Consider the following 13,474-nt stretch of genomic DNA (forward strand, 5'->3'; position numbering starts at 1 on the left):
GGTGCATCACTTGGAAGCTGAGCAGTCGGACTCTGAACCGCTGTTAAGATAAACTCTGGCAGCTCAGCCGTCACAGGATCAGAATCGCTGACGCCGCCCTGAAATTCTGGCAAAGCATCTGCCTGCGGTGCATCACTTGGAAGCTGGCTGACAACCGGCGGAATCCCTGTTAAATCATAGGATTCAGACTCAGCCGTCACAGGTTCGGAATCACTGACACCGCCCTGAAATTCTGGCAAAGCATCTGCCTGCGGTGCGTCGCTTGGTATGGAGCTGCTTTCCGTATTTTTTTCTGCTGCTTCGACAATCGCCTCAAGAATTTCAAAGGCTTTGGTCTCTTCATCGGCAATCTGCTCTTGGATCTTTTCAGCAGCCGCTGCGCTGTCAGCATTTGAAGCCATCAGATTGACAGCCTCATGGGCTGCTTTCAGAGCTTCCACTATTTTATTCTGAGCCTTCCTCTTATCAGCAGATGACAGGCTTTGGCTCTTCTCAATCGCTTGGAACTGTTTATCCGCCTCTTCTTCTATTTCTTCCAAAATCAGCTCTTTGCCGACTGGGTGAATCGTATCAAAAACAGCAATGCCGCTGGCTTGGTTCTGCTCCGCTTCGGAAAGGCTTGCGGACTGCTCAATGACTTCTTTGGCAGCAGCTGCAGCCGCTTCTATTTTTTCCTGAGCTTCGTCCAACTCTGCCTCTGAAAGATTTGGATTGGTCTTTAGATCCGCCGCTTTATCTGCAGCAGCAAGGTCCACTCTCACAGCTGCCAACACTTTAAGAAAGCCCAGCTCCTCGGCAGCTATCTGCTCTTGGATTTTTTCCGCAGCTGCTGCATTGTCCGCCTGTTCGTCATAGGCCAGAACAGCCTCCTGGGCCCGCTTAGCAGCATCCCCGACTTGCTTTTCAGCAGCTGCTCTGCCTTCAGCAGAAAGACTGTCGCTGCTCTCAATTGCCTTGAAAATCTCGGTCCTGTCTTCCTCGATTTCCTCTAAAATCAGTTCTTTTCCGACTGGATGAATCGCGGCTATAGCTGCAAGTCCAACAGCCTTAGCCTGATCAAATACTTCCGAATCTTCTGCATCCTCAATCTCTCTCTTAGCCAAACCCGCTGCTTTCTCAGCTTCAGCCTTGAAGTACTGCTGCTCTGCCTCTGACAGATTCGGATTTTCCTTCAAATCCGCCAGCTTCGCTGCAAGGGTCAGATCCAGCTCTGAAGCCGCAGCAAATTTCAGAAAGTGATTTGCCTCTGCAGCCACCTTGCTCTGAATCGCTTCAGCTTCTGCAGCCGTGGCGGCATTAGCGGCCAGCTTTTGAATCGCAGCTGCTGCACGGGCAGCTTCAGCTGCCAGACCTTCTCTAAAAGCTGCCTTGTCAGCCTCTGACAAAGCTTCGCTGCCAGATAGCAGCTCTTCAAAGTCTTCCTTTTCGTCCTCAATTTCGTCTAAAAACAAATCTTGGCCGACTGGATTGATGCCGGCAATTCCTGTCAGACCTCCTTCTTTGCCTTGATGAATCCTATCTTGGCTCTCCGCCGCCTCAATAACCTTTTTGGCATCTTCAACCGTTTTGCGGGCTTCTTCTCCGGCAAAATGTTTTTCCTCATCAGAAAGATTGACATTTTCTTCTAAATCAGCCAGTTTTTCAGCCAAAGATGCACTGACTTCCTCATTGGCACTGTCCTTGAGCTGATTCAGATCCTCAGCAGCCGCAGGACTGTCTGCCGGCGGCTGGACAGCTTCAAGAACTGCTGGCTCTGCCGCTGCAACCGCCTCATCTGCCGCTGCACTCCCATGCCCCCAAAACAGAGCTAAGGCACAAATCACAACCGATCCCACTCCCAGAAGGGACTTCCGAATGGAGTAGCGTAAAACTTTTTCACTTCTTTTCATCTTTTTCTCCTTGTTTGCATCATGTTTCAAAAGCATTCCTCTTGGTGCAGTTTTTCCATTTGCTTTTATAGTCTTTGAAAATCTCTTCAACCTTCGTCAGCTCTAACAATCTGGGCAGGGAGGTTGCAGATGAAGAGTCCGGAACAAAAAGGGTTTCAAAAGAGCAACGACTATACTATAAAACCAAGCTTCTCCGCCGCTTCTGTCTTATTTAGCAAGAGAACTTTCTTTTATTATTTTATCATATTAATTATACAATACAAGCATTTTATCTTAAAATATATGCACAATCAGGACATTTTGTCCAATTCTGAGCCGCTTCCGTTTGAAGAAGCTGGCTGAAAGCTCCATAAAGAGGACAGAAAGTTGCTTTCCTAAGGCTTTCCCTCTGTTTCCAGAGGACACTTTTACACTATGTAAACTTTTTTAGTGAAAAATGAGTCCTATTTTCTAGCATATTTAAGTTTTAAACAGTAAAATGGAATAGGAGGGATAAATTTATGACTCTTAATACCCGAGAAAGGATACTGGATGCTTTTTTTGCATTAGCAGAGCAGCACCCGGCCAGATCTCGTTTCACATTTACCGAAATAGCAAAAGAAGCCGGCTTGTCCAGACAGGCTATTTACAAGCGGCATTTTAACAGCGCCGATGAAATCATCGACTATATCCGAAAGGAGCTGACCAGCGAGTTCAGCCCTCTCTACGACAGCTACGATGCGGCCTTGGAGCCCGATCCTTTCATCTTTTTCGCTCAAACCGTTATTCCGGCTATTTACAAACAGCACAAACGCATTAGAATCCTCTACACAGCAGCTATTGACCCTTTCTGGCGCGAATTCATTACCTCGATTTACAGGGAGTGGGTCGCACAAAATCTCCAGCTCAACCATCAGAAACTGGGAATCCCCCCGGAAATGGCGGATACACTGCTGGCTCAATGGCTCAATTCTCTTATCGAAAATTGGATTATAGAGGAAGAACCGATTCCATCCCAACAGTTCTCAGAAATATTTCTCAATCTCGTATCTTCACCGCTAACCAGCTTTGCTATCTATGACAGCAAAGTCCGTTCTTCCAACAAAATTGTTATCGCTAAGCCCATCAGAAGAAAGCCAGAGAAATAAGAGAACCAGTTTCTGCACTTTGAGACTGGTTTTTAATTTTTAGCTTAAATTCACAGAAATAATTGGACATTTAAACAAGAAAGTGCTATCATTTTGATTGACAGGTCGTTAACCTTCCTGCCGGATGATTCCATTCTTCCAGCAGGACAAACAAACAAAAACAGCAAAAGAAAGAAGGTCCTTATGCCTCAAGATACCAGAGACAAAATTGTTAATGCATTGATTGAACTCGCCGAGCAGAACCCAGAAAAGTCCTACTTCACTTTCTCTGAAATTGCCAAACAAGCCGGCTTATCCAGACAGGCTATCTACAAAAAGCATTTCAGCAATGTGGAAGAAATCATCGAATACATCCGGGAAACCATCATGAGTCCCTTCCTGCCGCTGTATGAAAGCTATAAGGGAGAGGAGAAAACAAATCCCATCGTCTTCTTCTCCCAGCATATGATCCCCGCTATCTACAGACACCGTCAATGGATGAAGGTCCTCTATACCACTGCTATTGATCCTTTTTGGAGGGATTATCTGACTGGGTTCTTTACCCAGTGGGCAGAGCAAAATCTGGATATTGATGCTCAAAAACTGGGAATCCCGCAGGAGATGGGGACCGAGATCATTGTCAAATGGATTAACTCTCTGATTGAGATTTGGATTGTCAAAGATGAGCCCCTGCCTGCAGAAGAGTTTGCTCAGCTTTTTCTCAAAGTCACCTCAACACCTATTGAGAATTTTGTGGTCTCTGACTGATATAGCCTCTTAGTTTTCAGAACGAAGCAGCAAGCTGCTCAAAAGCTCCAGCGGAGATTTTGAGGCGGTGGACGGAGCTTCCGTTAGAAAGTGTCAGCTCCTCAAAGCACTGCTTTAAGGCTGCAGATGAAAGACCGCTGGGAAGTGTCAGCTTACTGGCCTACAGCAAGGCTGAAAGATTACTACACTTTCTATGTTAACCCCACAGGCCATTCCACTCTTCGAAAATCGAAAGCCAACCGGCCCTGCGTTTTGCCTTGCTTCAGTCATCTCCCAGACTGCTGAAGGGGCGGATAAAAGGACAGCCGTTCCCAACTTTCGTCAAGCCCGAAGGGCTGTCAGATAGATTTGCTATATAAAAAAAGGCAAAGGTGATTCATCTCCCTTGTCTTTTTTTGCTTCAGTCAAGCCGATAATAAAAAGTTCCCTGCTCATCAAACGTATTCAGACCGACTCCGGTCCAAATCCGGTCACGCGCTGCATCAGAATCATCTTTGAAGTTTGCCTTAGCCGCTACTGTGATTCCCTTCGGTATGAATTCCAACAGAAAACCACCCGTTTCGCCGCCATAGACACCGCCGGAAGCCGTCCCATAGTCCGTCAGGGAAGCCCCGTAAAACTCATAAGAGTCTGAAACCAAGCCCTTGTCGTCAAATACCAGCTGGTTGCCGGAAGCATCCTGCCAGGTCCCCTTCACGCTGCTGTAATCACCCTGCGCCAGTGCCGCAATATCCATAGCAGCCTCCTTTTCATTGTCTTTTTCTGTACCGGAAGCCTCTGAGCTTTGGCTGCTGGCCGCAGAGGAAGACGCTGTTTCCTGACTGGAAACCTGCTCAACACTGCTGGCTGCTGTGCTGGGGGTGCTGGCAGACTGACTGGAATTTGTCTGACTGCCTCCCGAACAGGCTGTCAGCACCAGCAAGACTGCTCCTCCGACAAGTCCCGTCCACAAAGGCTGGATTATTTTCTTTTCCATGCTTTTCTCCTTTTGATGCAGATAGAATCAATCAAATGATTAGTAATATTATAGACTTTTTTAAATGAATTTACAAGAAAATTCCTGCAGAATAAATTCGATCCTCCCCAATGAAATGCATCCGCAAACCGGACAGGACAGCGACTAATGCTCTTTCCCGCCGCACTCTCGTGCTTCTGGGCTCCGGCTGTTGAAGCAGAGCAAACCGAATGACATAGGAATAAAAAAGAAAAACTCTCAGCCGGAGGAGACTCCAGCCAGTCTGTCTAGCCTTCTTTGACAGCTGAAACCTGATAAATGGTTTTCGCCAAAGCAGCCTGGTAATCCGCTGCAGAATATACTGTATCCGTTGTGACAGCAGCTGTCTGGCTGTTCAGATCAACGGCCGCCTCGGTAACACCGTCCATGCTCAGAAAATGCTCCGTGACATGCTTGACGCAGTTTTGACAGGATAAATTTTTCAATGTGACAATTTGTTTCATGTTCTGTCCTCCTTTATTGGACTTTAAAGCGCCCCAGACGCAGGGCATTGGCTACAACTGAAACCGAACTGAGGCTCATGGCCAGTCCGGCCAGCATAGGATTGAGCAGAGGCCCTCCAAAAAGATGCAGCAGCCCCATGGCAACGGGTATGCCCAGAGTATTGTAGGCAAAAGCCCAAAAAAGATTTTCTTTGATATTGCGAATGGTGGCCCGACTGAGCTGAATAGCCGCTGCTACATCCATCAAATCGCTGTGCATCAGGACAATATCAGCGGATTCAATAGCCACGTCTGTCCCAGAGCCAATCGCAATACCGACTTCTGCCTGCACCAAAGCCGGTGCATCATTCATGCCGTCGCCGACCATAGCGACCTTTCTGCCTTCCTGCTGCAGTTTCTGAACAGCAGCTGCCTTGCCGTCTGGCAAAACACCGGCGATGACTTGCTGGATACCGACTTGCCGGGCAATGGCATCCGCAGTTTCTCTGCGGTCCCCCGTCAGCATCATCACTTCCAAACCCAAAGCCTGCAGTTTCTGCACAGCAGCCGGACTGCTTTCCTTCAGTCTATCTGCAACAGCCAAAAGACCAGCCAGTTCGCCGTCAACAGCCAACAGCATGACCGTCTTGCCCTCCGCAGCGAGAGCCAGCAGCTGTTCTTTAGCAGACCGGCTGTCCACACCGGCTTCTGCCAGCAAAGCTTCATTGCCCAAGAGCAGACTCCTGCCCTCCACCTGAGCTGACAGGCCCCGGCCGGACAAAGCTTTAAAATCACTGACCGGGCTGAGGACAAGCCCTTCCGCTTCAGCCGCCTGTACAATAGCCTGAGCCAGCGGATGCTCCGAATGCTGCTCACTGCTGGCTGCAAGGCTCAGCAAGTCCTGACGGGAGAAGGCTCCCACAGGCCGCAAATCCGTCAGACTGGGCCGGCCCTCTGTAATCGTTCCGGTCTTATCCAAAATGATCGTATCCAGTTGATAAGCAGCTTCCAAAGCCTGACCAGACTTAATCAGCACTCCATTTTCAGCCCCTTTTCCTGTCCCCACCATAATGGCAGTCGGTGTTGCCAAACCCAGAGCACAGGGGCAGGCAATAACCAGAACTGCGATGAAAATCGACAGGGAGAAAGACAGGCTTTCCCCGGCCAAGAAATACCAGCCCAAGGCTGCCAAAAAGGCCAAGCCTAAAACGATGGGAACAAAATAAAGAGAAATCTTATCTGCCAAAGCTGCAATCGGAGCCTTAGAACCTTGCGCCTCCTCGACCAGACGGATAATCTGCGCCAGAGTTGTATCTGCCCCGACTTTGGTCGCTTCATAGTCAATGCTGCCCGACTGGTTGATGGTCGCACTGGTGATGCTGTCACCGACTGTCTTGGCTACCGGCAGGCTTTCCCCTGTCATCATAGACTCATCGACATAGGTCTGCCCCTGAATCACAATCCCGTCAGCTGGCATTCGCTCTCCTGGCTTGATGCGGATGCGATCCCCAACCCGAATCTCCTCTGTATCGACCAGTACCGGCTGTCCACGGCGGATGACTGTAGCCCGACTAGGCAGGAGCTTTATCAGGCTCTGAACCGCCTGCGAAGTCCGGCCCTTGGCGCTGCCTTCCAGATATTTCCCCAGCAGAACCAAACTAATAATCACCGCCACCGACTCAAAATAAAGCTGGTGGACAAAGGCATGCTGCCCCTGAAAAACCTGTCCGACTGAATAGAGACTATAAATAAAAGCAGCGCTGGTTCCTACAGCAATCAGGCTATCCATATTGGGATGCTTCTTGATGAGATTGCGAAAGCCCCGCTGATAAAAACCACGGCCAATCCAAATGGCCGGCAGTGTCAGAAGCAGCTGGGCCAAAACAAAAACCTGCGGAGCCCGCATATGATCCAGAAAGGCCGGCAGAGGAAATCCAATCATGCTGCCCATGGAAATATAAAGCAGGGGCAGGGTCACCGCTGCAAGAAGCAGCAGCTGCCCTTTTTTTCTTTTCAGATCCGCTTCCTTAGCCGCTGCAAGATCTGCATAGTCTGACTGCTTTCCTGCAGCTTTTTCCTCCGCTTGATAGCCGGCCTCAGCTACAGCATCCACTACCTGCTGACTCTCAAAACCAGCCTTGGGCGTCAGAGTCAGTTTTTCCGTCGCCAGATTCACACTGGCTTCTGCTACCGTATCTAAGTCTCTGACCGCCATTTCAATGCTCATCGCACAGGCTGCACAGGTCATGCCAGACAGTTTGTATTCTTTTCGTTCTTCCATGGCAGACCTCATTTCCAGCGGCGGGCATGGGCGCCGCAAGTGCACTGTCCCTGCGGGCAGCGACAGACAAGCTGAACTGGAGCCGTAGCTTTTTTCTTGTCAATAGCCTGAGACAGCCGTTCCAAATCTCCTTGGCTGAACTGACTTCTCTCGATCATGGAAACCAGCAGTTCTCCATGCTTGGTATTGCACATATTGTCAAAAAGCTCCTGCCAGGTATTTTCTAAATGCTGCTCTTCTAAAATCAGGGCATCGTAGTAAAATTTTCCCTCAATTTTTTCCATCGCGATAAATTCTTTTGTCTTGAGCCGATTCAAAAGGGTCTTAACCGTGGCCGGCTTCCAAGAAAAATCCGCTTCCAGCCGTTCGATAATCTCCGTACTGCGGCTGTGAGGATAGGCCCAAAGCACACGCATGACCTGCCACTCAGCCTGACTGATATTCTGCTGTTCCATACACATTCCTTCTTTCTTTGATTACAATCGTAATCAACACCTTCTATTAGTTTACATTTGTAATCGAAAAATGTCAAGCTTTTTTCTTATTTTTCCAAAAAAATTGAGATGATTCCAAGCTAAAATCTATAGTCTTTTAGTTTGCTTTTAGCAGTGAAACTGTCCCCCGGACAGTTTCAGCCTATCGCTTAACGTACAGGACAATAGGGCAGCTAGCTGCTCAAAACCTCCAGTGGAGGTTTTGAGGCAGCAGATAAAGTTTCCGATAAGAGATGTCAGCTATACTGGCGTACGACCTGCGGCTAGCTTTCTAGTTTGCTTTTTGATTTTCATTGGGGAGTATAAAATAAAAGGCAACAGAAAAAGCAAGCAGACTCGGAGCCATTCCCTCCAGCCTGCTTGCTTGTCATTCTTCAGTGATTGTGCTGCATCTTAGTGCGCCAGCATTTCCTGGGCGATTTCCTGACCGGACAAATCGCTTGGGTAGTAAGTCGGCCAGTTTTCCAGCTCATCAAAGAGCGCTTCCTGGCTTTCGCCGCCATAAAAGATATGGAAATGTTCCGCTTTAGTCGGTGCGATATTATGGTCGCTGAACTGAACATACTTATACTGACCGGCATCCGCATCTGTCGCTTCAAACATAAAGCGGACACCGCGGTTTCCCTTAGAATAGGTCAGCGTGTGCTTGCCAACGTATTTATAGGTATATTTCTTGGATTGCCCATCTACCACAAATTCCATAGTCTTGTCTGTGATATTGATATGAGAGACGTCCGTTTTATAGCCCTTATTGTAGTAGTCTTTATACTCCGCAGCTGTCTTATCTCCTTTTAATTTAGCCTTGTAGTCAAAGACCTGATCCAGAGTGCCGTCCTGCAGATAAGGATAAACAGACTGCCATTCGCCTGCATAGTCAGACAGTTCACGGTCCTTGACAGCACTGTCCTCAAAATAGCCGTTCTGGACCGTCTGACTGTCTTCTTCCTTCTCCGCTGCAATCTCTGCTCCTTCTTGGTCTGTCGTCTGCTGAAGGGCCTTGAGATTCGCCTGCATAATGGAAATATAGTCCGCTCCGTCTTTGGTCTGCTCTTCCGTCAGACTCTCCAGCGGATTGAGCACATCCAAGGTCACACCCGTTTCCTTGGCCAAGGTAGAAGCCAGAGCCTGAGACGCATTTTCTTCAAAGTAGATGTATTTGATTTTATTTTTCTTGATATACTCCGTCAATTCTGCCAGGCGGGAAGCAGAGGGCTCGCTGTCCGGAGAGAGACCGGAAATCGGTACTTGCTTCAAGCCATAGTCCAAAGCCAGATAGTTGAAAGCTGCATGCTGGGTCACAAAGCTCTTTTGCTTGGCCTTGCCCAACCCCTCTTCATACTCCTTATCCAGGACTTGCAGTTTCTTGATATAGGCCGCTGCGTTCTTGTCAAAAGCAGCTTTCTGATCAGGATAAGCCTTGCTCAGACTGTCTCGGATATGCTCCACCATTTTAATAGCTCGCTTTGGAGACAGCCAAACATGCGGATCGTATTCATGGTGATGCCCCTCTTCGCCGTGGTCGTGTTCTTCCTCTTCCTCACCGCCCGGCAAAAGCAGCATATCCCCCGTCGCCTTGATAACCGTTTCTTTCTTATTTGTCAATGATTTAAGCAGATCCGGCACCCAGGTCTCCATATTTTCATTTTCATAGACAAAGGCATCTGCATCCTGAATCGCAGCTACAGCCTTGGCCGAAGGCTCATAGTCATGAGGCTCTGTTCCCGCTCCGATAAGCAGTTCAACATTGGCTGTATCCCCAGCCACCTGCTTGGTAAATTCATAGACCGGATAAAAGGTCGTTACGATATTGAGCTTGCCGTCCGCATTGTTCTGATTAGAGCAGGCCGCCAAGAAAAGGCTGAGCAGACCGGCTAGCAATAAAGCAATTTTTTTCATTTACAGCTCCTATTTCATAAATTTTTTCAAAAGATTGACCAGCAAAAAAAGACCGACAAAAATAATGGTAATGCTTGCGCTCGCTGGCGTTTCCGCATAGTAAGAAATATACAGGCCGGCAATCATGCCGAAAAATCCAATAAAATTAGCCAACAGAATGACTGACCTGAAGTTCTTCCCGATCCGCAGCGCAATGCTGGCCGGTAAAACCATGATGGTCGAGACCAGAAGTGCCCCCGCTGCCGGAATCATCAAAGCAATAGCAACGCCGGTCACAATATTAAAGAGAATGGACATCGTCCTCACCGGCAGCCCATCCACAAAGGCTGTATCCTCATCAAAAGTCAGGATATACATAGGGCGAATAAAAAGGAAGGTCAAAATCAGCACCGCGGCCGCAATAGCAAAAAGCCAAATGACCTGCTCCCCGCTGATGGTCACAATAGAGCCAAACAAATACTGGTCCAGGCTCATTGAGCTGGAACTCTTCCCCTTGCTCATGACAATCAGAGAAATAGCCAGCCCAGTAGACATGAGAATGGCTGTGCCGATTTCCATAAAATTCTTGTAAATCGTCCGCAGATACTCCAAAAAGACTGCTGCAATCATGACGACAATCACCGTTGAAAGAGTTGGAGAAATGCCCAGAACCAGACCGAAGGCAACCCCAGCCAGCGAAACGTGGCTGAGCGTGTCACTCATCAGACTCTGCCGCCGCAAAATCAGAAAAGTTCCCAAAACCGGCGCAAAGAGGCTCATGGCAATCACAGCCAGAAAGGCCCGCTGCATAAAATCATAAGAGAAGAGATTAAGCATGGCTCACCTCCTGTTCCTGATCGCTCTCGTGAATATTAAAACAGCGCCAAGGTGAGTCCTGATTGCGCACCAGATGGATATTGCGGTCAGCATATGCTCGGACTTCCTCCGGATCATGCGTAATCATCAGCACTCCTTTTCCATGCTGATGGGCATTGTGATGCATCAGCTTGTAAAATTCATCCTTGCTGCCCGCATCCATGCCTGTCGTCGGCTCATCCAGCACAAAAATATCCGGATCCGATGCAAACATGCGAGCAATGACCGCCCGCTGCTTCTGCCCGCCGGAAAGTGAACCAATCCGCTTATCCCGATGCTCCCACATCCCGACCGACTCCAGACTGGCCTTGATATGCTCCTCATCGTGGGCATTTATCCTGCGAAACCAGCCCTTTCGGGGGTAACGCCCAGATTTGACAAATTCATAAACTGTGCTGGGAAAGCCCGCATTAAAACTAGCAATCTGCTGCGGCAGATAAGCAATACGCAGTTTCTTGCCCTGCACATTGGACTTGGCAATCGACACCTGACCGTGCTTGGGCTGCAAAATCCCCAGGCTAGCCTTGATCAGCGTCGTCTTAGCAGCCCCATTCTCACCAGTCAGGGTGACAAACTCCCCACTGTCCAGATGGTAGTTAATATGCTCCAAGACAGGCTCCTTATCATAGTAAAAGGAAAGATTTTCTACCGTAATATATCTCATTTCCCCATCTCTCCTGCCAAAGCATCTAAGAATTTTTCAATCGTTTCCTGCTCTGTCTCTGAAAACTGTCCAGCTATATTTTCATAAGCGGCCAAGGTGTGGGCATGATGATGCTGATGCTCATCCGCAATCGGCTTAGCCAAATCCGTCAGCCGGTAAAAGGTCACCCGGGCATCATTCTTATCTTTAGACGCTGCCAGCATCTCCTGCTTGATTAAGGATTTAACCGCCTTAGTAACGGCTGCCTGACTGACACTTAATCTTTTGGCCAAGTCTGAATTGGTCAGACTTTCCTCCGCCAGCAGCATTAAAATATGCTCTTGAGTATTGGTCAAAGCAACATTGCTGGTGCAAGAACCAATGAGAATTTCATGCTGATTCTCTGCCTTCAAAACCACTTCATTCAAAAAAGAATCTATCTTCTGTGCTAAATAAACCATTATCCCTCCATTTCTTAACCAGTTAAAACTTTACTAGTTAAGTATACCACAAAGAAAAAAAGAGTCAAGCTTTTTCTGAAAATAAGAATACAGATCATACAACCTTTTAGTATGCTTTTAGTAGTGAAACTGCCCGAAGGACAGTCTCAGCCTATCGCTTAACATACAGGCAGCGAGCTGCTCAAAACCTTCAGTGGAGGTTTTGAGGTGGCAGATGGAGCTTCCGATAGGAAGTGTCAGCAACTCTCAAAGCACTGCTTTGAGGTTGCGGATAAAAGACCGCGAGGAAGTACAGCTGATGAGGCTGGGACAGACTCCCATGATGGCTGCGTCCTCACCCACAGAGGGATGCATCTTTTGGAAGATACCGTATAAGAACTAAATTTTTAAAAATTTAGTTCCCTTCGCTCTTTTGTTTCTAAGCTCAGGCTGAAAAGGTCTCCCAGGCCTTTTCACTCCCAGCCCGCGAGGCTCTCCCAGTCCGGGGGACTGGGAGAGGTTGGAGATAAAACAAACGCAGTTTGTGTCAAAACAGTCCGGGGGACTGGGAGAGGTTGGGGATAGCTTTTTTGAGTCTAAAAGACGAACAAAAAGTCCAATCAGCTACCGCGTCAAAAATTTTTTACCAAAATAAAGCGAGGCTGAAACACTTTTGTCCTACCACCCTTATCCACAACCTTTCCACCTCACTATCTCGTTTCTTGGTTCGGGCTGAACGAAAGCCGGGAACGGCGTTCCCTTTATCTCCAGCCTCCAACAGTCCAGAAGGACTGTGAGCTAACAAAGTAATAAAAGATAAAAGAAATGACGGTACTCCTCTGGAAAAATCAAAGATGATTATACCAAAGCTCTTTGATGAACGCAAACTGCATCAGTTTGCTTTGTCATCTTCCTTTGTCTTTGACTATCAAACGATTGCTGAATCAGCAAGATTAACCAATCAATCCCTTGGCGCAGAACTCTTTTTCCGAATTATAGAAACTTACAGCCATTTAACTAAAGAAAAAGCAGAGGAAGAAAACCAAAGAGTAAGAAGTTTGCTGGAAGGGTTAAAAGAAAAAATTTAAGTTGACCAAAAGTTGACCAAAACAAAATAAAAAGCCTCTAAACTAATGCTTAGAGACAAAGAACAATACCGGCGGCCGGGGTCGAACCGGCACGTCCTTGCGGACACTGGATTTTGAGTCCAGCGCGTCTGCCAATTCCGCCACGCCGGCAAAAATAACTGGGGTAGCTGGATTCGAACCAACGCATGAGGGAGTCAAAGTCCCTTGCCTTACCGCTTGGCGATACCCCAATAATATTAATAAGGCGAGTGATGGGGATCGAACCCACGCATGCCAGAGCCACAATCTGGTGTGTTAACCACTTCACCACACCCGCCATAATCTTACACGGGCAGTAGGAATTGAACCCACACTGAAGGTTTTGGAGACCTTAGTTCTACCTTTAAACTATGCCCGTAAAGGTAATGGAAGGGGAGGGATTCGAACCCCCGAACCCGAAGGAGCGGATTTACAGTCCGCCGCGTTTAGCCTCTTCGCTACCCTTCCTAACTATAAAATTGATGGCGCGAGACGGAATCGAACCGCCGACACATGGAGCTTCAATCCATTGCTCTACCAACTGAGCTACCGAGCCAAA

12 protein-coding genes and 6 tRNA genes are annotated in these 13,474 nt (G+C 48.0%); 3 read left to right on the top strand and 15 right to left on the bottom strand.

Annotated features, from left to right (window positions below; all coding sequences use genetic code 11):
- A partial coding sequence (locus DHL47_RS12790; RefSeq protein ID WP_209552138.1) for a DUF1542 domain-containing protein occupies positions 1 to 1,889 on the bottom strand: 1,889 nt, incomplete at its 3' end.
- A gap of 500 nt (positions 1,890 to 2,389) precedes the next feature.
- Here DHL47_RS12790 and DHL47_RS12795 point away from each other — a divergent pair.
- Positions 2,390 to 3,016, top strand: coding sequence for a TetR/AcrR family transcriptional regulator (locus DHL47_RS12795; protein ID WP_209552139.1), 627 nt, complete (start codon positions 2,390 to 2,392; stop codon positions 3,014 to 3,016).
- 183 nt (positions 3,017 to 3,199) lie between these two features.
- Positions 3,200 to 3,763 carry a TetR/AcrR family transcriptional regulator gene (locus DHL47_RS12800; RefSeq protein ID WP_128836821.1) on the top strand — a complete coding sequence of 188 codons (564 nt, stop codon included), beginning with the start codon at positions 3,200 to 3,202 and terminating at the stop codon, positions 3,761 to 3,763.
- Positions 3,764 to 4,163: 400 nt separating this feature from the next.
- On the opposite strand, the gene DHL47_RS12805 is transcribed toward DHL47_RS12800, so the two are convergent.
- The 8 genes from DHL47_RS12805 to DHL47_RS12840 all read right to left on the bottom strand — a co-directional run bounded on the left by DHL47_RS12805 (position 4,164) and on the right by DHL47_RS12840 (position 11,830).
- Positions 4,164 to 4,739, bottom strand: coding sequence for a DUF6287 domain-containing protein (locus tag DHL47_RS12805; RefSeq protein WP_209552140.1), 576 nt, complete (start codon positions 4,737 to 4,739; stop codon positions 4,164 to 4,166).
- Between the two features lie 266 nt (positions 4,740 to 5,005).
- Positions 5,006 to 5,221 carry a heavy-metal-associated domain-containing protein gene (locus tag DHL47_RS12810; RefSeq protein ID WP_209552141.1) on the bottom strand — a complete coding sequence of 72 codons (216 nt, stop codon included), beginning with the start codon at positions 5,219 to 5,221 and terminating at the stop codon, positions 5,006 to 5,008.
- 13 nt (positions 5,222 to 5,234) lie between these two features.
- Positions 5,235 to 7,481, bottom strand: a complete 2,247-nt coding sequence (locus tag DHL47_RS12815) for a heavy metal translocating P-type ATPase (RefSeq protein ID WP_209552142.1) — start codon at positions 7,479 to 7,481, stop codon at positions 5,235 to 5,237.
- 8 nt (positions 7,482 to 7,489) lie between these two features.
- Positions 7,490 to 7,936 (bottom strand): CopY/TcrY family copper transport repressor, encoded by a 447-nt coding sequence (locus DHL47_RS12820; protein WP_128836825.1) that lies wholly within the window; start codon positions 7,934 to 7,936, stop codon positions 7,490 to 7,492.
- Between the two features lie 432 nt (positions 7,937 to 8,368).
- Entirely contained in the window at positions 8,369 to 9,871 is a 1,503-nt protein-coding gene (locus DHL47_RS12825; RefSeq protein WP_128836826.1) for a zinc ABC transporter substrate-binding protein AdcA, read from the bottom strand.
- A 9-nt stretch (positions 9,872 to 9,880) separates the two neighbouring features.
- Positions 9,881 to 10,687 (bottom strand): metal ABC transporter permease, encoded by an 807-nt coding sequence (locus tag DHL47_RS12830; protein ID WP_209552143.1) that lies wholly within the window; start codon positions 10,685 to 10,687, stop codon positions 9,881 to 9,883.
- Positions 10,680 to 11,390 carry a metal ABC transporter ATP-binding protein gene (locus tag DHL47_RS12835; RefSeq protein ID WP_128836828.1) on the bottom strand — a complete coding sequence of 237 codons (711 nt, stop codon included), beginning with the start codon at positions 11,388 to 11,390 and terminating at the stop codon, positions 10,680 to 10,682. The genes DHL47_RS12830 and DHL47_RS12835 overlap by 8 nt, the downstream gene beginning before the upstream one ends.
- Positions 11,387 to 11,830 carry a zinc-dependent MarR family transcriptional regulator gene (locus tag DHL47_RS12840; RefSeq protein ID WP_128836829.1) on the bottom strand — a complete coding sequence of 148 codons (444 nt, stop codon included), beginning with the start codon at positions 11,828 to 11,830 and terminating at the stop codon, positions 11,387 to 11,389. The genes DHL47_RS12835 and DHL47_RS12840 overlap by 4 nt, the downstream gene beginning before the upstream one ends.
- An 833-nt stretch (positions 11,831 to 12,663) precedes the next feature.
- On the opposite strand from DHL47_RS12840, the gene DHL47_RS12845 reads away from it, so the two are divergent.
- Positions 12,664 to 12,897 (top strand): hypothetical protein, encoded by a 234-nt coding sequence (locus tag DHL47_RS12845; RefSeq protein ID WP_209552144.1) that lies wholly within the window; start codon positions 12,664 to 12,666, stop codon positions 12,895 to 12,897.
- A 66-nt stretch (positions 12,898 to 12,963) separates the two neighbouring features.
- Here the strand turns inward: DHL47_RS12845 and DHL47_RS12850 are convergent.
- The 6 genes from DHL47_RS12850 to DHL47_RS12875 form a co-directional block, all read right to left on the bottom strand.
- A tRNA-Leu gene (locus tag DHL47_RS12850) sits at positions 12,964 to 13,047 on the bottom strand.
- Positions 13,048 to 13,055: 8 nt separating this feature from the next.
- Positions 13,056 to 13,127 (bottom strand) — tRNA-Gln (locus DHL47_RS12855).
- 13 nt (positions 13,128 to 13,140) lie between these two features.
- Positions 13,141 to 13,213: transfer RNA gene (locus DHL47_RS12860), tRNA-His, on the bottom strand.
- A 10-nt stretch (positions 13,214 to 13,223) separates the two neighbouring features.
- Positions 13,224 to 13,294: transfer RNA gene (locus DHL47_RS12865), tRNA-Trp, on the bottom strand.
- An 8-nt stretch (positions 13,295 to 13,302) separates the two neighbouring features.
- A tRNA-Tyr gene (locus DHL47_RS12870) sits at positions 13,303 to 13,383 on the bottom strand.
- Between the two features lie 15 nt (positions 13,384 to 13,398).
- Positions 13,399 to 13,471 (bottom strand) — tRNA-Phe (locus tag DHL47_RS12875).
- Positions 13,472 to 13,474: the final 3 nt, after the last annotated feature.

This window comes from Streptococcus panodentis, assembly GCF_017884005.1.
GTDB classification, from domain to species: domain Bacteria; phylum Bacillota; class Bacilli; order Lactobacillales; family Streptococcaceae; genus Streptococcus; species Streptococcus panodentis.